The sequence below is a fragment of the Halomonas sp. genome (assembly GCF_041689495.1).
In the GTDB taxonomy this organism is placed as follows: domain Bacteria; phylum Pseudomonadota; class Gammaproteobacteria; order Pseudomonadales; family Halomonadaceae; genus Halomonas.
This window is the reverse complement of sequence record NZ_JBDNGD010000028.1, coordinates 1-23,869: the sequence shown is the minus strand read 5'-3', so window position 1 is coordinate 23,869 and position 23,869 is coordinate 1. Positions and strand designations below refer to the sequence as shown.

The window sequence follows — 23,869 nt, the reverse complement described above, 5'->3', positions numbered from 1 at the left end:
GAATTATGCCACCAAATCGCGGCTTGGCAAGATCAGCGCGATCAAATCCAAGCCAAGGTGAACTGGCAATTCACCGCGCACGATGCGCGCATTAAACTCAAACGACTTTATCCGACGTTTGATGCGTGACGTGACACTAGCATGCCGGTCGCCCCTCTCGCCCTCACGCGAGCAGGTAGTGTCAGTAGGTCAGGCCATTGTCCTCGCTGGCGGTGAAGCGCTGCTTGTTGCGGTAGGGATAGACGTCGATCACCCTGCCCTCGGTGATGGCCTTCTGTAGACCCTTCCAGTAGTCGGCGTCGAAGAGCTCCGGATGAATCTCGTGAAACAGCTTGCGCAACCGCATATCAGCGAACAGGAAGGGGCCGAACTCCTCGGGGAAGATGTCGTTGGGCCCCACCGAATACCAGGGTTCATCGGCCAGCTCCTGCTCGGGGTAGAGCGGCTCGGGGATGTGCCGGAAATGGCAGTCGGTGAGGTAGCTGACCTCGTCGTAGTCGTAGAAGATCACCCGACCATGGCGGGTCACCCCGAAGTTCTTGAGCAGCATGTCCCCGGGGAAGATATTGGCCGCCGCCATCTGCTTGATGGCATTGCCGTAATCCTTGAGCACCGCACGCGTCTCGGTGGCGTCGCACTGCGCCACATAGAGGTTTAGTGGGGTCATCATGCGCTCGGTATAGCAATGCTCGATGATCACCTTGTCGTCCTTCAGGTGGACAGTGGAAGGTGCCACTTCCAGCAGGTGTGCCAGGCAATCGGGATCGAAGTGGTCCTGGCGCGCCACGAAGTGCGAGAACTCCTGGGTGTCCGCCATCCGCCCGACCCGGTCGTGACGCTTCACCAGGCGGTACTTCTCGCGCACATTCTCGCGACTCATGTCCTTGGTGGGATCGAAGCGATCCTTGATGATCTTGAAGACGGTGCGATAGGACGGCAGCACGAAGACCGCCATCACCATGCCCCGCACGCCGGGGGCGATGATGAACTGGTCCTGGCGTAGGGCGACATGACGGTTCAGGGCACGGAAGAATTCCGTCTTGCCGTGCTTGAAGAAACCGATGGCGGCATAGAGCTCGCTTTCCGGCTTGTCGGGCATCAGTTCCTGCAGGTACTGGACGAACTCGCCGGGTACCTGGACATTCACCTGGAAGTAGGCGCGCGTGAAGGAAAAGATGATCGAAACCTCATCGGGCTCGATGATCACGGTGTCCAGGTGCAGCCCCTTGCCCTCGTCGTGGAGCACCGGAAGCACCAGCGGGACCTGTTCGCCACCGCCCTTGATGCGGCCCACCAGGTAGGCGCCCTTGTTGCGATAGAAGACACTCTTGAGCAGCTCCATCTCGGCATCCGGCGCGTCCAGGATCGCCGCCGGCAGAGCGTGTTCGAGGAAGTCCCCGCCTAGCTGCGCATCGTGTGCCAGGTCATCGAAGGGGGTCTGGAAGCATGCCGCCGACAGGGCCCAGCGAATCGCCGCCTCCCAGTCACCCTGCACCGCCAGGCGCCGACAGCGCTCGATACCGGAATGATGGGCCGCCCTGTCACGGGAGCTGTAGACGAACATCCAGTCGTTGCGGATGTGTCGATGATGGAAGAGCGAGCAGAACATGGAGTTGAAGAAGGTTTCCGCCAGCTCGTAGTCGAGACGCTGACTGATCAGGTCGGTGTAGTGGCGCTTGCCTTCCCGCCAGGTCTCGAAATCGATCAGGACATCGTCTTGGAAGGTGCGACGCAGCCGATCCCGGGTCTCGTGGAGCTTTTCTTCGTAGAGATTGATGCGCTCCGCCGAGGCCTGCTGGGCCTCGCGCCAGGCGGCATCGCGAAAACGCCGGCTGGCATCCACGGTGATCTGCTTGAAGCGGGATCGATATTCGTCGAAGCCATGCAGGATGGTGGCAGCCATTCGGTACGCGGACGAGTGCTTCATGGACGAGCCCCCTGGCAGTGTGGGCCTAGCATGACGAATTCGCCTGAAGGAAGCGAGGCAACCATGGTGGCGCATTGAGCATCGATCGCAACGGCCGACTGACCGGGATCGTCATCCCGGATTGTCATGAGGTGATCACGAGGCTGTCGCCTGGTCGCCCGATATCAATGGTGTCGCTAGTTCCCTCCCTGTCGGAGACCTACAGTGATTAGACTGCGCGTTCCATGGCTGGCTTCCTTGGAGAGTCACGCGCCGTGATACCCGTCCTCATCGGGGTTTTCATGGGCACCCCTGGGCAGTTCGCCCACCCACTGCATGGCGGCGGCATGCTCGCGACTGGGGAAGGTGCGAATTTCCATGGCCTTGAACAGCCGGTCTTCCAACTGGGCGATATGCGTGATCCACGCCTTGTCGGTGATCACGGCGGCCCGGTGGTAGCGGTCGAGATTGCCGAGCTGGGTCAGTCCGTAGCCGATATCCTTCAGCAGCGCGGTCAGCGTCATCCAGCGCAGGTCGTCGAGTTCCGCCACCATGCTGATCATGGGATGGTCCCGCTTGGCGGCCTCGATGGCATCGATGGCGCGCTGTAGCTCCTGCGCCGTGACGATACCGCCGACTCGCATCGCCACGACATGGTCCGCCGGGTGGGGTATCAGTTCCAACATGGAGGGTCTCCTGGGATCTCGGGAGGCAGAGCGCCTCGGTTGCTTTCAGCATAGCGCCTGAATGGGTAAGGACGCTCAGGAGCACTGAACCGCGGTATCGGCACGCGCGTATTTCAGCAGGCAGACGATCGCCATGCTGCCGGTCATGGCCGGCAGCAGGAAACCCACGGCATAGCTGCCGGTGAGCCAGACGATCAGGCTGAACAGCGCCGGGCCCACCAGCACCCCCATATAGGTCAGGACCAACACGGCGGCGGTGGCCTCGCCCACCTCGCTGGGCCGGCAGCGCCGGGCTACCTCGGCCAGGTAGACCCCATTCCAGCCCACCGCCGTGGCGCCAGCGACCACCATCAGGGTGATCGTCAGCCAGGTGGGCACCAGGGTGCCGAGCAGCGCCAGCAGCAGGAACACCGTGGCGATCACGCCGGCCAGGCCGAACAACATCGGCAGGCTGCCCCCCAGGCGATCGGCCAGCGCGCCCCAGGCCAGGCGACCCGAGACCCCGGCGACATGCACCAGCGAGACGATCGCCCCGGCCATCACCAGGGTCAGCAGCAGTTCCTCGACCATGAAGGCCACCGCAAAGCTGAGCAGCGAGAGCTGGGCCGCCGAGAGGCAGAAGCCCGTGGCGCCCAGCCAGCGCATGGCAGGGTCCCGTTTCAGCACGGCCAGGCTGCCCGCCCTCTGCATGCGGGCTGTCGGATCACGGGTGGCATCCCAGCGGGCACGTCGGGGCTGAAGCAGCAGCAGTGTGGCCAGGCAGGCCGCGCCCACCGCCAGGAAAGCCGCCTGCCAGTTCCAGTAGGCCGCCAGGGGCGGTGCCAGAAGCCCGGTCAGCACACCACCCAGCGGCACGCCGGTCTGTTTGATGGAGAAGACGAGGTTGCGCCGTTCGGGAGGCGTGAAACGCGCCAGCAGATGGGCCGCTGCCGGGTTGGTCATGCCATAGGCCATTCCCAGCAGCAGGGTGGTGGCGAACAGCCCCAAGAGCGTACCGACCAGGGCCAGGAGGCAGCCGCCCAGCACCAGTGCCATGGCCAGCTGGCTGGCCCGGCAGCCCCCCAGGCGCCTGGACACCACCGCCGACTGCAGCGACGCCAGCATCGCCACGCCGTACAGCAGGCTGACCTGCAGGCCGACCAGGCCGGTGGGCACCCCCAGGGCCGCCGCCACCTGGGGCGCCAGGGTCGGCAGCAGCAGCATCCCGGCACTGCAAAGCACCTGGACCCAGGTGGTCGCCAGGAGGACAACCAGACCTTCCCGCCGGGCGGTCATTGCATGATGGTTCGATGAAGCGGGAGGGGGCATCCCGGCGTCTCCGCAAGTTTGGCAAAGTCGTTAGCCTACACATAATTGGCCACCTACTACCACCCACGCTCGCGGCACGGGCACCTTGCTCGTGCCGCATCAGACGCCCAGGTCGCCTGCACAGAGACCTACCAGGGCAGTGGCTCGCCATTGCTGTGCCAGAAGCCGCCGGTCGTCTCCAGCGTCAGCGCCTCGATACGCCCGGCGATACCGGCGGCGGCCTCCTCCGGGGTGATCATCCCACCGAAGTTGACCATCCGGGTCTTCACGTAGCCGGGATGAATCTGGGCCACGGCGATGCCGCGGGGCTGGAGATCCATGGCCAGGGATCTGCCGAAGGCGTTCAAGGCCGCCTTGGAGGCGCGATAGCCATAGCGCCCGCCGGAATCGTTGTCGGTCATGGACCCCATGCGGCTGGTGATATTGGCGATCTTCCCACCCTCGCCGAGGTTGCCGAGCAGCGCTTCGGTGACCCGCAGCGGCGCATAGGCGTTGATCTCCATCTGCTCGCGGGTCGTATCGAAATCGATCTGGCCCAGGGACTCGTCATGCAGCACGCCGGCATTGTTGATCAGGAGGTCGAGGGGCTGGCCCTTGAGCACTTCGGCCAGGTGGGCGACATCCTCGTCCCGAGTGACATCGACGTCCTCGATCAGCCGGCTGGCCACCTCGGCCAGTTCATGGGAGGCGTTGCGGCAAACCCCGATCACGTCCCAGCCCTGGTCATGGTAGTGGCGGGAAAGTGCCAGCCCGACGCCACGGTTGGCGCCGGTGATCAGTACGGTGGAAGCCATGTCAGCTCTTTGATGAGGAAGTGTCGTTGCCTGATCAGATATGGGGGGTTCATTACGGACTTCAACCGCTGAGCACTATCAGCCCCTCTCACCCAGTGCCAGCAGATGGAAGGTGGCTCGCCACAGCACCCAGCCATCGCGCCATCCCGGCGACAGGGCCACATGCTCGAGACCTTCGGCCTCGAAGAGGCGCACCTGACGGTCGGGCAAGGCATCCCGAAGACGACGGCTGTGGCTGATGGGGATCACCCGATCCTCTGGACCATGGATCAGGACCAATTGCGCCTCCAGCCTGCCGAGATCCCGGGCCGACAGGTCCAGGGCCTCGAGTTCCGCCACCAGCGACGACGGCAGCGCCTCGATGAGCGCCTCCACTCGTCGAGGATCCTCGTTGGTCACCAGGGCGTACAGGGCCTGGCCCTGTGGACCGAGTCGCTCCAGCTCGGGCTCCAGATCGGGCTCCAGCTCGGCGCGGGGATTCTCCAGCCGGCGCCTGGCGATGGTCGCCAGAGCGGACCGATCCTGTTCGTTGTCCAGCCAGTGCAACTGACTCAACAGCACCGCCCAACGCGCCTCCCGCTGCGGTGGTGGTGCCGCTTCGCCAGCGCCGTGGCGATCCTCGCCGGTGGTGACATAGCGCAGCATGTCCGTCATATCATAGTAGCCGCCCACGGCGACTACGAAGCTCACCCGCTGGGCCGTGTCTTCCTGCAGGGCAGCGATCACCGCCGGGCCCACCGCGAAGCTGATCGCCGCCACCGAGGTCCCTGACGCCGCCTCGGGCACCTGCTCGGTGGTATAGCGAATGGCATCGCCGATCGCCTCCACCTCGCGGGTGCTGATGGAATAGTCCCGCAGTCCCTCCAGTTCCGGCACCATCACCGTGAAGCCCACGCGGGAGAGCGTCGTCGCGAATTCCATCAGGCGCGGATCACGGCGGCCCGCCTCGGTGAGGCCATGCACCAGCACCATGGCGCCCCGACGCGGTTGCGCCGGACGATAGAGATCCGCCTGGTAGGCTCGGCCATTCGCCGCGTAGCGGAGGTCCTCGCGGGTGGGTGTCGAGGTGCGCTGCTTCAGCCGACTCTGCTCGCTGCCCGCGGCGAGATCGCCCAGCACCAGCAGGGCCTCGTGACCCCGGCTCAGGGTGGCGCATCCCGACAGCAGAGTGGGTATCAGGGTCATGACCATCAGGAGGGCGCCGATTCGCGGGATAAATGCCATGCCCGATGAGACCATCCATCGGCCCACCAGTAAATACCGCAATCGGACTGGCCGGAGTTGCATCCGGGGGTGTTCAATCAGTACCTTTTTGGTACTCTTTGCAGCTGACAGCCGAGACACCGCCGAGTCTTCGAATGCCGCCCAGGACAGCAAGCATGCAGAATCCGGACCTCAACCACACACGCGATGCCCTGAGAATCACCTATCTGGCCGTCTTCGTGGACGCCCTGCTGGGATTTGCCAAGGTGGCCGCCGGCTTTGTCGTGGGTTCAGCCGCCCTGATCGCCGATGGGGTGCACTCCTTCTCGGACCTGATCACCGATGGCTTCGTTCTCGCCGCGACCCACTACGGGCGCCAGGCACCGGATCAGGATCACCACTATGGCCATGGGCGGATCGAGACCCTGGCTACGCTATTCCTGGGCAGCGTGCTGATCTTCGTGGCAGGTGGTATCGCCTGGTCGAGCCTCGGCCGCCTGCTGGCCGGGACCGAGACACCGCCGCCGGGCCTCTGGGCACTGCTGCTCGTGGTGGCGGCGCTGTTCATCAAGGAAGGCCTCTTCCAGATCACGATGCGTGTCGCCCGCCGGCAGAATTCCCGCCTGCTGGAAGCCAACGCCTGGCATTCCCGCTCCGATGTGCTGTCCACGGCCGTGGTCCTGGTCGCCATGCTGGGCACCCAGTACGGCATCACCTGGCTCGACGCCGTGGCGGCCGTGCTGGTGGGTCTGCTGGTAGGCAAGATCGGCTGGAGCCTGCTGTGGGACTCCGGGCGAGAGTTGATCGATACCGCGCTTCCGCTGGACGAGCAGCGCGACATGAAGGAAGTGACACTGGGCGTGCCCGGGGTGGAAAGCGTGCATGATCTGCGGACCCGCCAGTCCGCCGGCCGCACCATGCTCGACCTGCATGTGGTCGTCTCGCCACGGATCAGCGTTTCGGAGGGCCACGAGATCGGTAACGAGGTCAGCCGGCGGCTGCGCCGTGCCTTTCCCGCCCTGACCGACCTGACCTTCCATGTCGATCCCGAAGACGATGCCGGCGAGGGGGACCCCAGCCGTTTCCCCGGCTTACCGTTGCGCCCCGAAGTGGAGGAGACCCTGACCCGACACTGGTCGAACCTGGACGTCTGGCCACGGATACGGGATCTGGAACTGCATTACCTCGACGGCCGAATCACCGTGGTGGCGGAACTGGACGAGGACGCACCGGTGAGCAGCGAGTCCACTCGCGCGGCACTGCATGCCTCGGCCCGGGATCTCGACTGGTTCTCCCACGTGGAAATTCGGCGGCTGGCGTGAACCTCTGGAGAAGGCAGCCCTTGGCAGGAGCTACCACCGGCGGCGACAATGGCCAGCCTCCACGAAAGGCCGGGCCCGCATGTCGCCTACATTGACGATTCTCCATCGGGATGACCACCTGGTCGCCGTGCACAAGCCGGCGGGGCTCTTGGTGCATCGCTCCGCCCTGGCCCGCGGCGAGCGCGAGTTCCTGCTTCAGCGACTGCGCGACCAGCTGGGCCGACGCGTCTATCCGGTGCATCGACTGGATCGACCGACATCGGGCGTCATGGTCTTTGCGCTCTCGCCAGAGGTCGCCACGCAACTTGCCGAGGCGTTCAGCCAACGTCTTGTGGCCAAGCGCTACCTGGCGGTGGTTCGGGGTATCGGCCCGGAACAGGAACGTCTCGCCTACCCGCTGCGCGAGGAGGACGGCAGTCGCCCCAAGGCCGAGATGCCGGCCATGGAGGCCTACCGCCTGGTCTTGCGTTGTGGCCTGGACGCCTCCATGTCGGGGCTCTTCGAACGCTTCGGCTGGGTCGCCCATCTGCCGGTGGACGGCGTCCACCATGCGTCCCTTGACCCGCTCACCCTGAACGACCAGGAGGCCTGACCTTACGCCATGACCGCCCCTTTTCCGCCCTTACCTGTCGTTGCCACTCCGGCAGACGACGATCATGATCTGCGCTTCGGTGGCATCAGCCGGCTCTACGGCAGTCGCGCCGCCGGCCGCTTCCGAAGTGCCCATGTTGTAGTGGTCGGCGTCGGCGGTGTGGGCAGCTGGACGGTGGAGGCCCTGGCCCGGTCGGGCATCGGCAAGCTGACCCTGATCGACCTCGACGACGTCTGCGTTTCCAATGTCAATCGCCAGCTCCACGCCCTGGACGGCACCATCGGACGCCCCAAGGTGGAGGTGCTGGCCGAACGCTGCCGCGCCATCCAGCCAGGCATCGAGGTGGTGGCGGATAGCGCCTTCGTCACCCCCACCAACCTGGCCGAGAGGATTCCCGAGGATGCCGACCATCTGGTCGATGCCATCGACAGCGTGATCGCCAAGGCGGCACTGATCGCCTGGTGCAGGCGACGCAAGCTGCCGATCACCGTGACCGGTGCCGCCGGCGGCCAGACCGACCCGACCCGTATACGGGTGGCGGATCTCTCGCGCACCGAGCAAGACCCGTTGCTCGCCAAGGTGCGCGCCCGGCTGCGTCGGGACTTCGGCTTTTCCCGCAACCCGAAGCGGCGCTTCTCGGTAGAGTGCGTCTATTCCGATGAACAGCTGGTCTATCCGGCCGGGGATGGCGAGGTGTGCTTTCAGAAGCCCGGTGCGGGAGAGTCGACCCGGCTGGACTGCGCCTCGGGTTTCGGAGCGGCCAGCTTCCTCACCGGCAGCTTCGGCTTCGTCGCCGCCTCCCGGGTGCTGGCTCGCCTGGCCAGGTGAGCCGGCAAGCCCACAAGTCCACAGGCTAAAAGCCCCTGACGCCAGGAACCCTCATGCCAGAAACCCTTCCCGTACCCGGCATCTACCGCCACTACAAGGGCCCCCTCTACGAGGTGATCGGCCCGGCCCACCACAGCGAGACCGAAGAGCCTCTGGTGGTCTACCGCGCTCTCTACGGGGACTACGGCCTCTGGGTGAGACCTCTGGCGATGTTCATGGAAACCGTCGAGGTTCAGGGCGAGCCGGTCCCGCGCTTCGCCCTCGAGAAGGGCTTTTAACAAGGGTCCAGGCATTGGCGGGGCGAAGATCCCCAAGACGCGATAGCCGGTATCAAAGGCTGGCGGCAGCTGTCGTCTCGGGGCAAGAACGAGTAACCGGCGAGATTACTCCTCGCCGGCTTCCTGCATCTGCTTGTGAAGGTAGTTCTCGAGGCCGACCTTGTCTATCAGGCCGAGCTCGGTCTCGATGTGATCGATGTGGTCTTCCTCATCGGCGAGGATATCGCGGAAGAGGTCACGACTGACGTAGTCCTTGACCTGCTCGCAATGAGTGATGGCATCGATGTAGTCCTGGCGCCCCTCGTGTTCGATCTTGAGGTCACACTCGAGCATCTCGCGCACGTTCTCCCCGATGTGCAGCTTGCCCAGATCCTGGAGGTTGGGCACACCTTCGAGGAAGAGGATACGTTCGATCAGCTTGTCGGCGTGCTGCATCTCCTCGATGGATTCGCCGTGCTCCCAGCTGGCAAGCGCCTTGAAGCCCCAGTCCTTGTACATCTTGGCATGCAGGAAATACTGGTTGATGGCCACCAGCTCGTTGCCGAGCGCAGTGTTCAGAAACTCAATTACCTTGCTGTCACCCTTCATTGTCGTGCTCCTCAAACAATCAGGCAGCCACAAATGTGGCTTGCCGCAATAGATATCGACGCCCCAGTATTGCCAAATAACAAGCAAAAGTCTAACGGCAACAATCTATTGGAAGGGGGATCCAGGAAGGGAAACGGCTCACCATCGCAGGCGGGAGGAGGATCACGGCAGCGTCAGACGGCGTAGGCCAACCCTTTGGCACTGGCCTTGAGTTCGGTCATCACGGCATCGCAGGTGATGGTCTTGGCGGCACAGGCACACTTGCCGCACTGGGTTCCACAACCGGTCGCGCTCTGGACCTCACGCCAGCTGCGAGCACCAGCCTTCACGGAATCGCGGATCTGGTGGTCAGTTACCCCCTTGCAAAGACATACGTACATGGCCATCCCCTCGCTGCGGACTGTCGATGCCGACTATAAGGTGAATGTAAATGATTCGCATGGCCTATTGCAACGGTTGAGCACGATTTTTTTGGACCAATCTGGTCCACTATGCAAACAGATCACTTCATGCCTGGAGATCACTTCGCAGGCTTGGGGAGCACCACCACCCGTGTTCCCGAGGCGATATCCCCCCAGCTTCGACGCTCGGCATCGAAGAACACCCAGACGTAGCCCAGACCGAACACGGCCAGCGATAAACCGGCCACCAGATAGCGCACCAGGCTCTGCAACAGGCTGATGGAATAGCCGTCCCGGGTCTGCACCCGCAGGCGCCAGGCCTGCATGCCCAGGGTAGTGCCACCCCGGACCCAGAAAAAGGCGAAGAAGGTAAAGCCCGAGGCCAGCAACAGCAGCCTCAGACTGACCACCTGAGCCGGGTCGAGACCGATACGTTCGGCCGGGATGCCCAATCCATGACGCAGGAAGAGCAGGTGCAGGCTGGCGACGAGGATCCAGATGGCCGCGACGAGGAGAGCGTCATAGAGCATGGCGCCCAGCCGGCGGCCCAGACCGGCGGGCCAGACATCATCGAGTTGGCCGAAGCGTCGTTGCATGGGGAGGCGCGTCCTTATCCGGTTCTGCGGAGGAAATAGAGACCCAGGCCGGCGCATACCAGGGTCGGCACCAGCACGGCCCAGACCGGCGAGAAGCCGAACAGCGATGAGGCCGGTGCCAGCAGGTCCTGCAGGTACTTGAAGGTCAGGCCGGTGACAACGCCGTAGAACACGCGAGTACCGGCGGCCACGCTACGCAGGGGCCCGAACACGAAGGAAGCCGCCACCAGCACCAGCGAGCCGAGCGTCAGCGGCATCAGCATCTTCTGCCAGAAATACAGCAAGGGCTGGCTGGCCTGCTGCCCCTGGGACTTCAGGTAACCGGCATAGGCCCAGAGTCCGCTGGGCGCCTGACTGTCGATGGGCCTCAACAGCCGATTCAACTGCTCGGGTGTCAGATCGGTATCCCAGCCCAGGCTGTCGTGCGTGTCCACCTGGGTGCGCCCCGATTCGAAGCGGGTCAGTTCGACATCTTCCAGCACCCATTCCCCATTGCGCCAGACCGCTCGCTCGGCGGTCATCGTCTCCTGGAGGACGCGGCCCTCGAAGCGGTAGCGCAAGAGGTCGAGGACGGTGTCATCGGCGCGGATGACGCCGAAACGATAGAAGCTGTCCCCTTCCCGTTGCCAGCCACCCCGCTCGGTGAGCACCGCGTCCTCTCCCTGCATCTGCTCCAGTCGCCAGGCACTGGCGAACTGTTCGGTACGTGGCGTGACATACTCGGCCATCAGCATCAGGAGCACCACTATCAGCAACACCGGCTTCATCACGCCCCAGAGGATGCGCATCAGTGAACGTCCGGCGGCCCGTATCACCGTGAGTTCGTTGCTGGACGCCATGGTACCCAGGCCGATCAGGGCACCGATCAGGACCCCCACCGGGGCATACTGGTAGAAGCGCCAGGGAAGCCGCATTCCCAGGTAGAACAACACTTCGAGGGCACCATAGTTGCCTTCCACGTCACTCAGGTCATTGATGAAGGTGATCACCAGGTCAAGCCCCAGCAATACCACCTGGACCACGAGGATGGCACCGAGCACATTGCGGGCAATATAACGGTCTAGCCGGTCAGCGATCATCCACTCATCCCCTTGTGCTGGGCACGCGCCATCATGCCCAGCCCCAGCGCCAGGAAGGCGGCATGGATCGGCCACAGGCCCACCGTGGCCGAGAGGCTCCCCCGCCCGATGGCATCCATCGCCGCCAGCAGCAGGCTCAGATAGGCGATATGCAGGAAGATCGCCGGCAACAGCTTGGCGAAACGCCCCTGCCGGGGATTGACCCGGGAGAGCGGCATGGCCATTAGTGTCAGGATGAAGACCATCAGCGGCAGACTCAGCCGCCATTGCAGCTGGGCACGTGCCGGCAAGGAATCATCGCGGAGAAGAGACGCCGTGGTGGCATATTCCGGTGAGTCCAGCTCAGGCCTGTCACCGCCCTGGGAAAGCCGCACCGCATAGGTGTCAAAGCTGAGGCGTTCGGCCTCGTGGCGACCGGCTTCCACACTGTAGCGTTCGCCGTCGGCCAGCACCAGGAAGCGGCTGCCGGTCTCCTCGTCGACGGCCTGGTAACCGCTGCCGGCACGGGTCACGATGCTCTCCGGCGTGCCGCGGCGACGCTGACGCTCGCTGATGAACACTCCCTGCATCCGCGTCTGACTGTCGGCGAAGTCTTGGGTATAGACGGTACGCCCGCTGCCGACATCCTGGAAACGACCCGGCACCAAGGCGGTGAAATCCAGTTGGCTGCGCTGCTCCTCGAGCATCACCGCGTTATGCAGGGTCCCGGCCGGGGTCAGCCAGAAACTGCACAGGCCCACCAGAATGGCCACGATGGTTGCCGGCACCAGACTCACCTGCAGCAGCCGGTTGGGACTGGTGCCACAGGCGACCAGCACGGTGATCTCGCTGTTCAGGTAGAGCTGGCCATAGGCGAGCAGGATCCCCAGAAAGAAGGCCAGCGGCAGGATCAATTCCAGGAAACCCGGCAGGTGGAAGAGCATCAGGGTACCGAGGATGCGCAGCGGGATCTCGCCTTCCGCGGCGTTGCTGAAATAGCGGATGAAGCGGTTACCCATGATCACCAGCAGCAGCACCCCGGCCACGGCGGCCATGGTTAGCAGGATCTCGCGGGTCAGGTATCGAAAGATGATCATGCAGCCGCCTTCCATGCATTCGGGCCGTGCCTTGGGTACACTGGCGTGATTCGGCCGGGTGTCGGCATTATCCAGAATCCCTCTATTTTTGTAACCCTTGGGCGCGTAACCCCTTACGCCTGTCTTGTGGAGATACCATGGAATTCCCAGTGCAAACGGGCAATCCCGTCAAGGTCGAGACGGCCTGTCTCGTGCTACCGGTATTCGAGGCGTCCGACCTGCTGCCCACCGCCGCCAAGCTCGACGACGCCAGCGAGCGCCTGGTCGGCCAGTTGATCGAACGCGGTGATTTCGAGGCCAAGCTCGGCAATGTCCTGTTGATTCCCTTCGCCCCGGGCGTGGGGGCCGACCGTCTCCTGCTGGTGGGGATGGGTGAACGAGAGAAGTGCCTGGAAAGTGGCTTCATCAAGGCGCTGGACGCGGCCTTCAAGGCGCTCGCCGAACTGCCGCTGGACGAGGCGACCGTGGCCTTCACCGACGTCCCCTTGCCGGGCCGCAACTGTGACTGGAAGGCGCGCATGGTGGCCGAGGCGGCCCATCGTGCCGTCTACCGCTTCGACAGGTTCAAGTCCGAGGCGTCCGCCGCCCCCAGGCTTGCCGCCATCGCCCTGCAGGTCAGCGAGAACGGCAATGCCGCGGCCGCCCGCGAAGGCGCTCGTATCGGCAAGGCGGTGGGTGAAGGAGTGACCCATGCCCGTACCCTGGGCAACCTGCCGGGCAATATCTGTACACCGAGCTACCTGGCCGACCAGGCGCAGGCCCTGGCCGAGTCCTCCGACGGGGCACTCAAGGTGGAAATACTCGACGAAGAAGCCATGGAACAACTGGGAGCCAACAGCCTGCTGGCGGTGGGCCGCGGCAGCGAGGAACCCTCGCGGCTGATCGTGATGCGCTACCAGGGCGCCGACAGCGCCGACGACGCTCCCCATGTATTGATCGGCAAGGGTATCACCTTCGACACTGGGGGCATCTCGCTCAAGCCGGGCGCGAACCTGGACGAGACGAAATTCGACATGTGCGGTGCCGCCAGCGTACTCGGTACCGTCAAGGCCATCCTGGCGATCAAGCCGAAGCTCAACCTGGTATTCCTGGTCGCCGCCGCCGAGAACATGCCCGACGGACGGGCCCTCAAGCCAGGGGACATCATCAAGACCCTCAAGGGCCTCACCGTGGAAGTCCTGAACACCGATGCCGAGGGTCGCCTGGTGCTCTGCGACACCCTGACCTACGCCGAGCGCTTCACGCCCGCCAGTGTGATCGATGTCGCCACCCTGACCGGCGCCGCCATTGTGGCCCTGGGGCATCACGCCAGCGGCCTGCTGGCCAACGACGACGATCTGGCCCTGGATGTCCTCGATGCCGGCCAGACGGCCTGGGACCGTGCCTGGCACCTGCCACTCTGGGACGAATATCAGCAACAGCTCGACTCCAACTTCGCCGATCTGGCCAATATCGGCGGCCCGCCGGCCGGCACCATCACCGCGGGCTGTTTCCTTTCCCGATTCGCCGACAACTTCCCCTGGGCCCACCTGGACATCGCCGGCACGGCCTGGCAGACCGGCAAGCAGAAGGGCGCCACCGGCCGTCCCGTCGGCCTCCTGACCCAGTACCTGCTGGATCGCGAGGAAGACGCACGCAGCATCGAGAATGCCAGGGAGATGTAGGCTTGCCGCGCCCATGACCCGTATCGATTTCTATATCCTTCCCGACACCACCCTGGAAGCGCGTCTCGACTTCGCCTGCCGGCTGGCCGAGACCATCCAGGGCAAGGGCTATCGTCTCCACCTCCATGCCGAGGACGAGGCCATGGCCCTGGACCTCGATGACCGCCTCTGGACCTTCCGACCCGATGCCTATGTGCCCCATGCCTTGCTGGACAGCGAGATGGCCGACAGCGTGCCGGTGACCATCGGCTGGGAAGGCCCTCCTCCAACGGCAGTCAACATACAGGCCATGCTCAATCTGCACCCGGGCATTCCCGAGTGGTTCTCGCGATTCGAACGGGTCGCCGAGATCATCAACCAGCACCAGAACGTGCTAACCGCCAAGCGCGAGTGCTGGCAGACCTACAAGGACCGCGGCTATCCGGTCAAGGCGCATCAGCTGCGCGGGCAAGGCAGTCACAGCTGAGCAAGGAGGGGGGGCCGGCGTCATGGTCCCTTTGTGGTCAGAGCCCAAAGGGACCGCCAACGTTGGAGGCTTAGTCTCTATGCGGGCAGCCAGGCTGACGCCTGGTGACCAGTCGCGCTATAATCAGCCCCATTTTTCGTCGCCATCTCCTGCCGTCCGGCCCCCTGGCCGGCGGTGATCATTTCTGGACCCGGAATGCCCATGGACAAGACCTACCAACCCGAGCAGATCGAATCCCGCTGGTACGAGCGCTGGGAGGCCGACAACCGCTTCGCCCCGTCCGGACAGGGCGAGTCCTACTCCATCATGATCCCGCCGCCCAATGTCACCGGCAGCCTGCACATGGGCCATGCGTTCCAGGACACCATCATGGACGCACTGATCCGCTGGCGGCGGATGCAGGGGCGCAACACTCTCTGGCAGGTGGGCGCCGACCATGCCGGCATCGCAACGCAAATGCTGGTGGAGCGCAAGATCGCCGCCGAGGATGACAAGACGCGCTTCGATCTTGGACGCGACGCCTTCATCGACAGGGTCTGGGACTGGAAGCACGAATCCGGCGACCATATCACCCGCCAGCTGCGGCGCATGGGAGCGAGCGTCGACTGGTCGCGCGAGCGCTTCACCATGGACAACGGCTTCTACCAGGCGGTGCAGGAAGTCTTCGTGCGCCTCTTTGAAGAGGACCTGATCTACCATGGCAAGCGCCTGGTCAACTGGGACCCCACCCTGCACACCGCCATCTCGGATCTCGAGGTCGAGAACCGCGACCAGCAGGGCAGCTTCTGGCACTTCCGCTATCCGCTGGCCGATGGCGTCACCACCGACGACGGCCGCGACTACCTGGTGGTCGCCACCACCCGCCCCGAGACCCTGCTCGGCGACACCGGCGTGGCGGTCAACCCCGAGGACCCGCGCTACGCGTCGCTAGTGGGCAAGTTCGTCGAGCTACCGCTGGTGGGTCGCCGCATTCCCATCGTCGCCGACGAGCACGCCGACATGGACAAGGGCTCGGGCTGCGTGAAGATCACCCCGGCCCACGACTTCAATGACTATGCGGTGGGCAAGCGACGTGACCTGCCCTTGATGAATGTCTTCACCCAGGACGCTCGACTCCTGGCCCGCGCCGAGGTCTTCGACTATCAGGGCCGCCCCCTGCCCGGTATCGACCCTACCCTGCCGGAAAGCTACGCCGGCCTGGACCGTTTCGCCGCTCGCGAAGCGATCGTCGCCGACATGGACGCCGCCGGCCTGCTCGAGCAGGTGGAGACGGTCAACAACACCCTGCCCTATGGCGACCGCTCCGGCGACGTCATCGAGCCGCTACTCACCGATCAATGGTTCGTTGCCGTGGAGAGCCTCGCCAAGCCGGCGATCGATGCGGTGGAAAACGGCGATATCCAGTTCGTGCCGAAGAACTACGAGAACATGTACTTCGCCTGGATGCGCGACCTCCAGGACTGGTGCATCTCCCGCCAGCTGTGGTGGGGCCACCGCATCCCCGCCTGGTACGACGCCGATGGCAACCTCTATGTCGCGCGAAGCGAGGCGGAGGCCCGGCAGAAGCACGACCTGCCCGCCGATCTTGCCCTGACCCAGGACGAGGATGTCCTCGACACCTGGTTCAGCTCCGGGCTGTGGACCTTCGGCACCCTGGGCTGGCCGGAGCAGACCGAGGAACTGGCCACCTTCCACCCCTCCAGCGTGCTGGTCACCGGCTTCGACATCATCTTCTTCTGGGTTGCGCGGATGATCATGCTGACCGGCAAGTTCATGGGCGAGGTGCCCTTCAGGCAGGTCTACGTGCATGGCCTGGTGCGCGACGGCCAGGGCCAGAAGATGTCAAAATCCAAGGGCAACGTCCTCGACCCCATCGACCTGATCGACGGCATCACGCTGAAAGAGCTCGTCGAGAAGCGCACCGGCAGCCTGATACAGCCGCAGAAGGCCAAGGCGATCGCCAAGGCCACCCGCGCCGAGTTCCCCGAGGGCATCGAGCCCCACGGCACCGACGCCCTGCGCTTTACCTTCCTCTCCCAGGCCACCACCGGGCGCGACATCAAGTTCGACATGGGGCGCCTGGAGGGCTACCGCAACTTCTGCAACAAACTGTGGAACGCTTCCCGCTATGTGCTGATGAATGCCGAAGGAGAAGACTGCGGTGTCGACGGCGGCAAGGTGGAGCTGACCCTGGCCGACCGCTGGATCGTTTCGCGCCTGCAGCAGACCGAGGCCCAGGTGACGAAGGCCCTGGAGGAGTTCCGCTTCGACCATGCCTCCCAGGCGCTCTACGACTTCGTCTGGAACGAGTACTGCGACTGGTACCTGGAGCTCTCCAAGCCGGTGCTATGGGATGATTCGGCGAACCCCGAGGCCAAGCGCGGCACCCGCCGCACCCTGGTGCGCGTGCTCGAGGCGATCCTGCGCCTGGCCCACCCGATGATGCCCTTCATCTCAGAGGAGATCTGGCAGCGTGTGGCCCCGTTGGCCGGTACCTGCCAGGGCGAGGGGGACTCCCTCATGGTCCAGCCCTGGCCGCAGGCCGATGACAGCAGGCTCGACGAGGCGGCCACCCGCGACATCGAGTGGCTCAAGGGCGTGATCGTCGCGGTGCGCAACATCCGCGCCGAGATGAATATCGCCCCGGGCAAGCCGCTGGGGGTCCAACTGACCAAAGGGGGGGCCGCCGACCGCGAGCGCCTGGACGCCAATCGCCTCTACCTGGCCAAACTGGCCAAGCTCGAGCGAATCACCTGGCTCGACGACCGCGACCAGGCACCGCTGTCCGCCACCCAGCTGGTGGGCGAGATGGAGGTGCTGGTGCCCATGGCCGGTCTGATCGACAAGGACGTGGAGCTTACGCGCCTGGCCAAGGAGATCGACAAGCAGGACACGCTGATCGGCGGCATCGAGAAGAAGCTCGGCAACGAGAGCTTCGTCGCCAAGGCCCCCGAGGCGGTGGTCGAGAAGGAGCGCGGCAAGCTGGCGGACTTCCGGGCCTCGCGCCGCCTGCTGGTCGAGCAGCGCGACAAGATCGCCGCACTGTGACGTGCAGTCAGCCGACCTTTCCAACTCCCTCAGTGCCAAGTGTTATTCTCCCGGTTGGGGGATCACGAGCGGTGAGCAAGGGTTCAGAGCAGTTGCTTCAGCTCCCCGTAGTCACCGCCGATACGCAGCACCACGGTCACCTCGTTGTCGTTGCGGTTGCGGAAGAACCAGCCGTGGTTGCCGGTAAAGGCCGCCTCCAGCTCGCCCTCGTCTTCGGGCACGCCGCGCCCCTTCTCGTAGCTGATCGAGTTGCCATTCCGGTCACCGTGAGTATCCACCGTGTCTTGAGGCGCAGCGGTTTGCGACGCTTCTACCGCAGCGGCCTGTGTCGTCACCCGGTCAAGCTCGGCCTCCTCGGCCAGTTGCAGTTTGATTTCCCCCATCTCGGTCAGCCCCAGCAGGCGTCCCGCCCCTGTGGGGTCGATGGCGTACTCCGAGGGCAGCACCACGGTGGCCAGTAACACCGGAGCCATCACGGCGGCCAGCAGGGTCGAGCGGATCAGCTTGCCGGAAGAGGGCAGCTCGGCACGGGTGGGAAGGTCAGTATTGTACATAGCGAAACTCCGTGAATCAGGCAGTGAACAGGCCGGTGAGCTGATAGCCGATCAGCACGAAGCCATGGAAGAAGCCGAAGACCAGCGTCGCCGCCTTGGTATTGGGCTGGAAACCGAACCAGCGCTGGTAGGCACCGAGATTGTCCAGCGCCTTGTAGACGACGCATAGCCCGATAATGGCATCGATGAGATAGCTGTTGATGCCGATATTGAAGTACACCCCCAGCAGCATGGTCGTGGAGTGACCGATGGCGAAGAGGCTGACGTAGATGGCGATGTGCTGCATCCGGTAGAGGAAGAAGATCACCCCCAGCAGAAACAGGATGTGGTCGTATCCGGTCACCATGTGCTTGGCGCCGGTCTTCCAGGCCACCATTCCCGACATCCTCAAGAACGAAGGGCAGTACACGCGAGCGTTGTCGTTGTCGCGCCTCGCCTACGATCTGGAGAACCTGCTCAGCCCGATGGCTGCGGCGGCGCTACTGGTGGTGATAAGCTTCGATGCCCTATTCCTGCTCAATGCTCTGGCGTTTCTGCTCTCGGCCGCCCTGGTCGTGTCGGTGACGCTGCCGTCTCCTCGTCCCGTAGAGGAAGCGCCCAGCGTCTGGCAGCGCGTGTCTCATGGCGTGCGGATCTATCTGAAGACGCCGCGACTGCGTGGGCTGCTGGCGTTGAACCTGGCAGTGTCGGCCGCCGGCGGCATGCAGATCGTCAACACCGTGGTGGTCGTGCGCTCTGTCCTGGGCCTGGGCGAGCGCGAGGTGGCCATGGCCTTCGCGGCGGCCGGAGGAGGCTCCATGCTGGTGGCCTTGATGGTGCCGAAATGCCTGGAGCGGGTGCCCGAGCGGCCGATCATGCTGCTGGGCGGTGTCCTCATGACGCTGAGCCTGTACCTAGGCCTTCTCACCCCAGGGTTTATCGGGTTATTGGGGCTGTGGTCGCTGCTGGGCGCCGGTGCCTCGCTGGTCATGACGCCCACCGGACGCCTGCTCAAGCAATCGTGCCAGCCCGAGGATCGTCCGGCGCTGTTTGCCGCGCAGTTCTCGCTGTCACATGGCTGCTGGCTGTTCACCTACCCGCTGGCGGGCTGGATGGGGGCGCACCTCGGGATGACCGGAACGTTCGCCTTGCTGGGGACGATAGCGCTCGCGGCGACGGGGCTCGCGGCCCTTGTCTGGCGTGCCCATGACCCGATGGTCCTCGGGCACGAGCATGCCCCCATCAACCACACCCATTTGCACTACCACGATGAACACCACCGGCACGCGCACGAGGGATGGGAGGGACCGGAACCTCATAGCCATCCCCACCATCACCCTGGTGGCCGGCATCGGCACGTCTTCGTGATCGATGACCACCATGGGGAGTGGCCAAGGTGACGTGGTAGATCACCCGATACCTGGCACGCGAACGGCTAGGGGGATTTGCGGTAGATGTCGCGTCGATGGCCGACTCGAATGACCAGGATACGCACCTCGTCATCCTCGATGCTGGCGATGATCCGGTAGTCACCCACTCGGTAGCGCCATAGCTCACTGAGCTGTCCGGTCAGTGGCTTACCCAGCTGCCGAGGATCGTCCAGGGACTGTACTCGGAAGCGGAGATAGTCACGGATGCGCTTGGCATCCGTATGTCCCATCTTCTTGAGCTGCTTGACGGCATCGTTCGTGAGTTCAATCCGCCAGGCCAAGCTCATGCTCCACATCATCCAGGCTGTGGGTGGTCATTTCGCCACGGCGTACCTGTTCAAGAGTCTTCTCGGCCAGGTAGATATCCTCGAGGTCGTCGAGATGCTCGAGGATCGCCTCGCGGGCATAGTAGGTCTTGGTGCGGCCGGTAGCCTTTGCCAAGGCTTCGAGGCGTGCCTCGATGTCGGGGGGGAGTCGTATGGCCAGCATGATGGGCCTCCAGCAAGGTTGATATACACGTATATCATACGCCTCGCCCAACCCGACCGCCATACAGGTCAGCTGGCGCGGCGAAAGCCCCCCAGCACCCGCTGGTCCGGGCCGAAGAACACCAGGCGATCGTGGTCGATCAGGAAGCGATAGGCGGTCTCGAGCATCTCCCTGACGCGCTCGGCGTCCGCTGCCTGGGCGCAGCCCCGACGGGTGGTGGCGAGGTCCTGGAACTCGATACGCTGACGCTCACCCAGGCGCACCTGGCCGCGCAACTGGTTACACCCATCGCTGCCGCTGACGCTGCCGTCGCGAGCGATCACGAAATGCGCGCGCTCCGGCAGCGAGAGACGCTCGTGGGTCCCCACCAGCAGCAGGTTCCAGCGCGGTCCCACCACCGGCGAGCTGACCGCCGTGGCCTGGTCGCCACGGTAATCGGGGGCCGGCGCAGTGCTACAGCCCGCGAGCAGGGCCGCGGTCGCGAGCCCCATCAACCATCCCTTGTGCATCATGACTCCTGTTGCCATCCACTTGCCTGCGGCCGTCGCGGCCACGTCGCAGGCTCTGTTGTATACTCGCAGACACCGCATCGCAAGGCGGCACCTCAAGAAACGTTCGCACGGAGAGACCCCATGCTCAACGCCCTTCACAACGACGCCCTCGGCAAGTTGATCCTGCGCCTCGCCGTGGGCGGTCTGATGCTCTTCCACGGCGTGGCCAAGCTGCTCAATCCCGGCAGCCTCGACTGGATCGGCGGGATGCTCCAGGGCTACGGCCTGCCCTCCTTCCTGGCCTACGGGGTACTGATCGGCGAGGTGATCGCGCCCCTCATGGCCATCATCGGCTGGCAGACCCGCATCGCCGGGCTGCTGATGGCCGGCAACATGCTGGTGGCCTTCCTGCTGGTCCACACTGGCGAGGTGTTCATGCTCAACGACAATGGCGGCTGGCAGCTGGAGCTGCAGGGCCTGTTCCTGTTCGGCGCCCTGGCGATCGTCTTTCTCGGCAGCGGCCGCATGGCGGTCAAACCCGACTGAGGCTCGCCCTACCAGGACCCAGTATTCTCCATCGACGCCCAGGGCTCCTTCGGGGCAAGGGCGTCGCCCTTCTGCAGCAGCTCCACGGAAATGTTGTCGGGGCTGCGCACGAAGGCCATGTGACCGTCGTTGGGGGGCCGATTGATGGTCACACCGTTCGCCTGGAGATGCTCGCAAAGGGCGTAGATATCGTCGACGCGATAGGCCAGGTGGCCGAAGTTGCGGCCACCGGTGTATTCCTCCGGGTCCCAGTTCCAGGTCAGCTCCAGCTCGGGCGCCTTGAGCTCGGCGGAGCGCGCCTCGTCCTCGGGGGCGGCAAGGAAGACCAGGGTGAATCGGCCTTTCTCGTTCTCCTTGCGGCGCACCTCCGTCAGCCCCAGCAGGTCACAGTAGAAATGCAGCGACGCATCGAGGTCGCTGACGCGAACCATGGTGTGCAGATATTGCATGATCGACTCCTTTTGTGAGGGATGCCATCCTGACAAGCGCGAAGGGAATTGCCAATAGCCACAGTTGGAGAGGCATCGATGGCGCATTACTGTGACCTGGCACCGGGCCACCCGTTTCACGGTCCCTACCACGACCATGAATATGGCTTCCCGGTGGATAACGACAGTGACCTCTTCCAGCGCCTGGTGCTGGAGATCAACCAGGCGGGGCTTTCCTGGCTGACGGTGCTGAAGAAGCGCGAGGCCTTCCGCGCCGCCTTCGAGGGGTTCCAGATCGACCGTGTCGCCGCCTATGGCGAGGCTGAATGTGCGCGGCTGCTGGCGGATGCGGGCATCATCCGCAACCGCCTGAAGGTGGCGGCCGTCATTCACAATGCCGGAGTGATCCGTGAGCTGCAGGCCGAACATGGCAGCTTCGGCCACTGGCTTGAGCACCACCACCCGCTCTCCCACGCCGACTGGATCGCGCTGTTCAAGCAGACCTTTCGCTTCACCGGACCCGAGATCACCGGCGAATTCCTGATGAGTACCGGTTACCTGCCCGGTGCCCACCGGGACGACTGCCCCGTGCAGGCCCGTATCCTCGCGGCCGTCCCGGCCTGGGCGAGATCGTGATGCGCCTCCGGAACCCCCTGGCCGGAATGACGTCATAGAGGGCTCATTCGCCTTTCATTCAAGGATGAATCACCATGGACTCCGTCACCCAGGCCGCTCTCGGTGCCGCCATCGGCGGTGTCGTTCTCGGCCGACGACTGGGACGCAAGGCCGTGCTGATCGGTGCCGTCCTGGGCACCCTCCCGGACCTTGATGTGGTGCTGGATTACGGCGATGCCGTGGCCAACTACACGGAACACCGGGGGTTCAGCCATTCGCTGTTCGTCCTGGCGGGCCTGGCCACCGCCCTGGCGATACTCACGGCGCTTTTCGCCCCGACCCGTGATATCCGTTTCCGACACTGGTGGGCCTTCTTCGGACTCTGCCTGCTCACCCATCCCCTGCTGGATGCGCTGACCACCTATGGCACCCAGTTGTGGTGGCCCCTGGTGGTGCGTCCCAGTGCCCGTCCCCTCATTTTCATCATCGACCCGCTGTATTCCCTGCCCCTGCTGGTCGGGATCATCATCGCCCTGGTCACCGGCAACGGACGCAAAGGCCCGGCCTGGGGAGTGACGCTTTCCAGTGCCTACCTGGTGTTTGCGCTGGGCGCCAAGGTGCTGGTGGAACACCGACTAGAGCCGGTGCTGGCCGAAAGGGGGCTGGTCGATGCGCCGCGTCTGGTGCAGCCCACACCCTTCAATACGCTGCTGTGGCGGATCACCGTGGTCGATGGCGCTGACCACTACGAGGGCATTGCAGGGATTCTCGATGGCCAGGCGCCCATCGAGCTGGAACGGTTCAGGCGTGGGACACAATGGGAAGCGGCCGCCCTGGCCAGTCACAATGGCCAACGCCTGGACTGGTTCGCCGGCCCCTTCCTGCGCTATGACGTCTCACTGATCGACGACACCCCGACGCTGACTGCCACCGACCTGCGCCTGGGGCTCCCGGGGTTTCATCCCTTCACCTTCACCCTGCTCGCCGGCGATCTCGAAGCGTCGCTATGGCAGCCCCTGAGCAGCGAGGAACTGGACCCGCCGGAAGGCGACAATGGCCAGGCCCTGGTACAACTGGCCAGGCGTGCCATCGACCCGGGCGAATCCCTCTGTCTAGGGGACTATGTCCAGCAAGTCTGGCACGCCGAGGTCAGCTGCTGAACCTGCCTCAGGGCGCGATACCCTGGCCACAGCCTCGATACTGCTCGCCGTCGAAGGTGAGGGTAACGCGTGCCGGGAAGGGTTCACCGCTCATGTCATCGAAGCAGGAAGCCCCCTCGATACGCAGCGTAAAGGGGATGTCGGCCCGGCCGCTGGCCAGGATCATCCGCCCTGCTTCGTTGTCCAGGACGATGACGCGGTAGGGCAGCGTGACTTGCCGGGTGCTGGCGTCCAGCAAGAGGTCGAGTTCGGTCGCGTCATTGGGCAGGCTGACCGTCCAGCCCGGTTCGTTGCCGCGCCCGTGGAACATGATGCCGGGGCGTTGCTGACGGGTCATCGCCT

At 64.4% G+C, this 23,869-nt stretch carries 25 protein-coding genes and 4 pseudogenes; 12 read left to right on the top strand and 17 right to left on the bottom strand.

What is annotated here, in order from left to right:
• Positions 1-129 (top strand): annotated as a pseudogene (locus tag ACESMD_RS00885) (IS630 family transposase); the annotation flags it as partial.
• A 52-nt stretch (positions 130-181) separates the two neighbouring features.
• Here the strand turns inward: ACESMD_RS00885 and aceK are convergent.
• The 5 genes from aceK to ACESMD_RS00860 all read right to left on the bottom strand — a co-directional run bounded on the left by aceK (position 182) and on the right by ACESMD_RS00860 (position 5,918).
• On the bottom strand, positions 182-1,927 hold the full coding sequence (aceK, locus tag ACESMD_RS00880; protein ID WP_372609426.1) for a bifunctional isocitrate dehydrogenase kinase/phosphatase: 1,746 nt from the start codon (positions 1,925-1,927) through the stop codon (positions 182-184).
• 245 nt (positions 1,928-2,172) lie between these two features.
• The gene (locus tag ACESMD_RS00875; protein WP_372609424.1) at positions 2,173-2,592 is read right to left on the bottom strand and encodes an STAS/SEC14 domain-containing protein; all 420 of its coding nucleotides are present in this window, start codon (positions 2,590-2,592) and stop codon (positions 2,173-2,175) included.
• Positions 2,593-2,667: 75 nt separating this feature from the next.
• Positions 2,668-3,900: an MFS transporter gene (locus tag ACESMD_RS00870; RefSeq protein ID WP_372609422.1), complete on the bottom strand. Its 1,233-nt coding sequence runs from the start codon at positions 3,898-3,900 to the stop codon at positions 2,668-2,670.
• Between the two features lie 128 nt (positions 3,901-4,028).
• Positions 4,029-4,694 (bottom strand): SDR family oxidoreductase, encoded by a 666-nt coding sequence (locus ACESMD_RS00865; protein ID WP_372609420.1) that lies wholly within the window; start codon positions 4,692-4,694, stop codon positions 4,029-4,031.
• 78 nt (positions 4,695-4,772) lie between these two features.
• Positions 4,773-5,918: a hypothetical protein gene (locus ACESMD_RS00860; RefSeq protein WP_372609418.1), complete on the bottom strand. Its 1,146-nt coding sequence runs from the start codon at positions 5,916-5,918 to the stop codon at positions 4,773-4,775.
• Positions 5,919-6,073: 155 nt separating this feature from the next.
• On the opposite strand from ACESMD_RS00860, the gene ACESMD_RS00855 reads away from it, so the two are divergent.
• The 4 genes and pseudogenes from ACESMD_RS00855 to ACESMD_RS00840 all read left to right on the top strand — a co-directional run bounded on the left by ACESMD_RS00855 (position 6,074) and on the right by ACESMD_RS00840 (position 8,917).
• On the top strand, positions 6,074-7,219 hold the full coding sequence (locus ACESMD_RS00855; RefSeq protein ID WP_372609416.1) for a cation diffusion facilitator family transporter: 1,146 nt from the start codon (positions 6,074-6,076) through the stop codon (positions 7,217-7,219).
• Between the two features lie 79 nt (positions 7,220-7,298).
• Positions 7,299-7,670, top strand: a pseudogene (locus tag ACESMD_RS00850) (pseudouridine synthase); the annotation flags it as partial.
• A gap of 150 nt (positions 7,671-7,820) precedes the next feature.
• Complete coding sequence (tcdA, locus tag ACESMD_RS00845; protein WP_372609414.1) at positions 7,821-8,639, top strand: tRNA cyclic N6-threonylcarbamoyladenosine(37) synthase TcdA; 819 nt, start codon at positions 7,821-7,823, stop codon at positions 8,637-8,639.
• A gap of 53 nt (positions 8,640-8,692) precedes the next feature.
• Positions 8,693-8,917, top strand: coding sequence for a DUF1653 domain-containing protein (locus tag ACESMD_RS00840; RefSeq protein ID WP_372609412.1), 225 nt, complete (start codon positions 8,693-8,695; stop codon positions 8,915-8,917).
• 105 nt (positions 8,918-9,022) lie between these two features.
• Here ACESMD_RS00840 and bfr read toward each other — a convergent pair whose 3' ends face one another.
• From bfr to lptF, 5 genes are all read right to left on the bottom strand, one after another.
• On the bottom strand, positions 9,023-9,505 hold the full coding sequence (gene bfr / locus ACESMD_RS00835) for a bacterioferritin (RefSeq protein ID WP_372609410.1): 483 nt from the start codon (positions 9,503-9,505) through the stop codon (positions 9,023-9,025).
• A 173-nt stretch (positions 9,506-9,678) separates the two neighbouring features.
• Positions 9,679-9,885 carry a (2Fe-2S)-binding protein gene (locus ACESMD_RS00830; protein WP_372609408.1) on the bottom strand — a complete coding sequence of 69 codons (207 nt, stop codon included), beginning with the start codon at positions 9,883-9,885 and terminating at the stop codon, positions 9,679-9,681.
• A gap of 140 nt (positions 9,886-10,025) precedes the next feature.
• Entirely contained in the window at positions 10,026-10,502 is a 477-nt protein-coding gene (locus tag ACESMD_RS00825; RefSeq protein ID WP_372609406.1) for an RDD family protein, read from the bottom strand.
• Positions 10,503-10,516: 14 nt separating this feature from the next.
• Entirely contained in the window at positions 10,517-11,581 is a 1,065-nt protein-coding gene (lptG, locus tag ACESMD_RS00820; protein ID WP_372609404.1) for an LPS export ABC transporter permease LptG, read from the bottom strand.
• Complete coding sequence (lptF, locus tag ACESMD_RS00815; RefSeq protein ID WP_372609402.1) at positions 11,578-12,657, bottom strand: LPS export ABC transporter permease LptF; 1,080 nt, start codon at positions 12,655-12,657, stop codon at positions 11,578-11,580. The genes lptG and lptF overlap by 4 nt, the downstream gene beginning before the upstream one ends.
• 137 nt (positions 12,658-12,794) lie before the next feature.
• Here lptF and ACESMD_RS00810 point away from each other — a divergent pair, with 137 nt between their 5' ends.
• From ACESMD_RS00810 to ACESMD_RS00800, 3 genes are all read left to right on the top strand, one after another.
• Complete coding sequence (locus tag ACESMD_RS00810; protein WP_372609400.1) at positions 12,795-14,321, top strand: leucyl aminopeptidase; 1,527 nt, start codon at positions 12,795-12,797, stop codon at positions 14,319-14,321.
• A 13-nt stretch (positions 14,322-14,334) separates the two neighbouring features.
• Complete coding sequence (locus tag ACESMD_RS00805) at positions 14,335-14,787, top strand: DNA polymerase III subunit chi (protein ID WP_372609398.1); 453 nt, start codon at positions 14,335-14,337, stop codon at positions 14,785-14,787.
• A gap of 201 nt (positions 14,788-14,988) precedes the next feature.
• A complete protein-coding gene (locus tag ACESMD_RS00800; protein WP_372609396.1) occupies positions 14,989-17,835 on the top strand; it encodes a valine--tRNA ligase in 2,847 nt (948 codons plus the stop codon).
• 83 nt (positions 17,836-17,918) lie between these two features.
• On the opposite strand, the gene ACESMD_RS00795 is transcribed toward ACESMD_RS00800, so the two are convergent.
• Both ACESMD_RS00795 and ACESMD_RS00790 read right to left on the bottom strand, forming a co-directional pair.
• On the bottom strand, positions 17,919-18,389 hold the full coding sequence (locus ACESMD_RS00795; RefSeq protein WP_372609395.1) for a hypothetical protein: 471 nt from the start codon (positions 18,387-18,389) through the stop codon (positions 17,919-17,921).
• Positions 18,390-18,441: 52 nt separating this feature from the next.
• A pseudogene (locus ACESMD_RS00790) lies at positions 18,442-18,747 on the bottom strand (HupE/UreJ family protein); the annotation flags it as partial.
• On the opposite strand from ACESMD_RS00790, the gene ACESMD_RS00785 reads away from it, so the two are divergent.
• A complete protein-coding gene (locus ACESMD_RS00785) occupies positions 18,713-19,768 on the top strand; it encodes an MFS transporter (RefSeq protein WP_372609394.1) in 1,056 nt (351 codons plus the stop codon). The pseudogene ACESMD_RS00790 and the gene ACESMD_RS00785 sit on opposite strands and share 35 nt — an antisense overlap.
• Positions 19,769-19,803: 35 nt before the next feature.
• On the opposite strand, the gene ACESMD_RS00780 is transcribed toward ACESMD_RS00785, so the two are convergent.
• The 3 genes from ACESMD_RS00780 to ACESMD_RS00770 form a co-directional block, all read right to left on the bottom strand.
• Positions 19,804-20,079 (bottom strand): type II toxin-antitoxin system RelE/ParE family toxin, encoded by a 276-nt coding sequence (locus ACESMD_RS00780; RefSeq protein ID WP_372609393.1) that lies wholly within the window; start codon positions 20,077-20,079, stop codon positions 19,804-19,806.
• Positions 20,063-20,287: a DUF6290 family protein gene (locus ACESMD_RS00775; RefSeq protein WP_372609392.1), complete on the bottom strand. Its 225-nt coding sequence runs from the start codon at positions 20,285-20,287 to the stop codon at positions 20,063-20,065. The genes ACESMD_RS00780 and ACESMD_RS00775 overlap by 17 nt, the downstream gene beginning before the upstream one ends.
• A 68-nt stretch (positions 20,288-20,355) precedes the next feature.
• The gene (locus ACESMD_RS00770; protein ID WP_372609391.1) at positions 20,356-20,799 is read right to left on the bottom strand and encodes an META domain-containing protein; all 444 of its coding nucleotides are present in this window, start codon (positions 20,797-20,799) and stop codon (positions 20,356-20,358) included.
• Between the two features lie 120 nt (positions 20,800-20,919).
• On the opposite strand from ACESMD_RS00770, the gene ACESMD_RS00765 reads away from it, so the two are divergent.
• Positions 20,920-21,324, top strand: a complete 405-nt coding sequence (locus ACESMD_RS00765; RefSeq protein WP_372609390.1) for a DoxX family protein — start codon at positions 20,920-20,922, stop codon at positions 21,322-21,324.
• Between the two features lie 8 nt (positions 21,325-21,332).
• Here the strand turns inward: ACESMD_RS00765 and ACESMD_RS00760 are convergent, their stop codons facing one another.
• Positions 21,333-21,773, bottom strand: coding sequence for a VOC family protein (locus ACESMD_RS00760; RefSeq protein ID WP_372609389.1), 441 nt, complete (start codon positions 21,771-21,773; stop codon positions 21,333-21,335).
• Positions 21,774-21,851: 78 nt separating this feature from the next.
• Here ACESMD_RS00760 and ACESMD_RS00755 point away from each other — a divergent pair, with 78 nt between their 5' ends.
• Both ACESMD_RS00755 and ACESMD_RS00750 read left to right on the top strand, forming a co-directional pair.
• Positions 21,852-22,388 (top strand): DNA-3-methyladenine glycosylase I, encoded by a 537-nt coding sequence (locus tag ACESMD_RS00755; RefSeq protein WP_372609388.1) that lies wholly within the window; start codon positions 21,852-21,854, stop codon positions 22,386-22,388.
• A 74-nt stretch (positions 22,389-22,462) separates the two neighbouring features.
• Positions 22,463-23,527, top strand: coding sequence for a metal-dependent hydrolase (locus ACESMD_RS00750; protein WP_372609387.1), 1,065 nt, complete (start codon positions 22,463-22,465; stop codon positions 23,525-23,527).
• A gap of 7 nt (positions 23,528-23,534) precedes the next feature.
• Here ACESMD_RS00750 and ACESMD_RS00745 read toward each other — a convergent pair.
• Positions 23,535-23,869 (bottom strand): annotated as a pseudogene (locus ACESMD_RS00745) (C-type lysozyme, inhibitor); the annotation flags it as partial.

Coding starts and splice junctions, on each gene's coding strand:
- aceK (WP_372609426.1), bottom strand. CDS start 1,927: ATGAAGCACTCGTCCGCGTACCGAATGGCTGCCACCATCCTGCATGGC.
- ACESMD_RS00875 (WP_372609424.1), bottom strand. CDS start 2,592: ATGTTGGAACTGATACCCCACCCGGCGGACCATGTCGTGGCGATGCGA.
- ACESMD_RS00870 (WP_372609422.1), bottom strand. CDS start 3,900: ATGCCCCCTCCCGCTTCATCGAACCATCATGCAATGACCGCCCGGCGG.
- ACESMD_RS00865 (WP_372609420.1), bottom strand. CDS start 4,694: ATGGCTTCCACCGTACTGATCACCGGCGCCAACCGTGGCGTCGGGCTG.
- ACESMD_RS00860 (WP_372609418.1), bottom strand. CDS start 5,918: ATGGCATTTATCCCGCGAATCGGCGCCCTCCTGATGGTCATGACCCTG.
- ACESMD_RS00855 (WP_372609416.1), top strand. CDS start 6,074: ATGCAGAATCCGGACCTCAACCACACACGCGATGCCCTGAGAATCACC.
- tcdA (WP_372609414.1), top strand. CDS start 7,821: ATGACCGCCCCTTTTCCGCCCTTACCTGTCGTTGCCACTCCGGCAGAC.
- ACESMD_RS00840 (WP_372609412.1), top strand. CDS start 8,693: ATGCCAGAAACCCTTCCCGTACCCGGCATCTACCGCCACTACAAGGGC.
- bfr (WP_372609410.1), bottom strand. CDS start 9,505: ATGAAGGGTGACAGCAAGGTAATTGAGTTTCTGAACACTGCGCTCGGC.
- ACESMD_RS00830 (WP_372609408.1), bottom strand. CDS start 9,885: ATGTACGTATGTCTTTGCAAGGGGGTAACTGACCACCAGATCCGCGAT.
- ACESMD_RS00825 (WP_372609406.1), bottom strand. CDS start 10,502: ATGCAACGACGCTTCGGCCAACTCGATGATGTCTGGCCCGCCGGTCTG.
- lptG (WP_372609404.1), bottom strand. CDS start 11,581: ATGATCGCTGACCGGCTAGACCGTTATATTGCCCGCAATGTGCTCGGT.
- lptF (WP_372609402.1), bottom strand. CDS start 12,657: ATGATCATCTTTCGATACCTGACCCGCGAGATCCTGCTAACCATGGCC.
- ACESMD_RS00810 (WP_372609400.1), top strand. CDS start 12,795: ATGGAATTCCCAGTGCAAACGGGCAATCCCGTCAAGGTCGAGACGGCC.
- ACESMD_RS00805 (WP_372609398.1), top strand. CDS start 14,335: ATGACCCGTATCGATTTCTATATCCTTCCCGACACCACCCTGGAAGCG.
- ACESMD_RS00800 (WP_372609396.1), top strand. CDS start 14,989: ATGGACAAGACCTACCAACCCGAGCAGATCGAATCCCGCTGGTACGAG.
- ACESMD_RS00795 (WP_372609395.1), bottom strand. CDS start 18,389: ATGTACAATACTGACCTTCCCACCCGTGCCGAGCTGCCCTCTTCCGGC.
- ACESMD_RS00785 (WP_372609394.1), top strand. CDS start 18,713: ATGTGGTCGTATCCGGTCACCATGTGCTTGGCGCCGGTCTTCCAGGCC.
- ACESMD_RS00775 (WP_372609392.1), bottom strand. CDS start 20,287: ATGCTGGCCATACGACTCCCCCCCGACATCGAGGCACGCCTCGAAGCC.
- ACESMD_RS00770 (WP_372609391.1), bottom strand. CDS start 20,799: ATGATGCACAAGGGATGGTTGATGGGGCTCGCGACCGCGGCCCTGCTC.
- ACESMD_RS00765 (WP_372609390.1), top strand. CDS start 20,920: ATGCTCAACGCCCTTCACAACGACGCCCTCGGCAAGTTGATCCTGCGC.
- ACESMD_RS00760 (WP_372609389.1), bottom strand. CDS start 21,773: ATGCAATATCTGCACACCATGGTTCGCGTCAGCGACCTCGATGCGTCG.
- ACESMD_RS00755 (WP_372609388.1), top strand. CDS start 21,852: ATGGCGCATTACTGTGACCTGGCACCGGGCCACCCGTTTCACGGTCCC.
- ACESMD_RS00750 (WP_372609387.1), top strand. CDS start 22,463: ATGGACTCCGTCACCCAGGCCGCTCTCGGTGCCGCCATCGGCGGTGTC.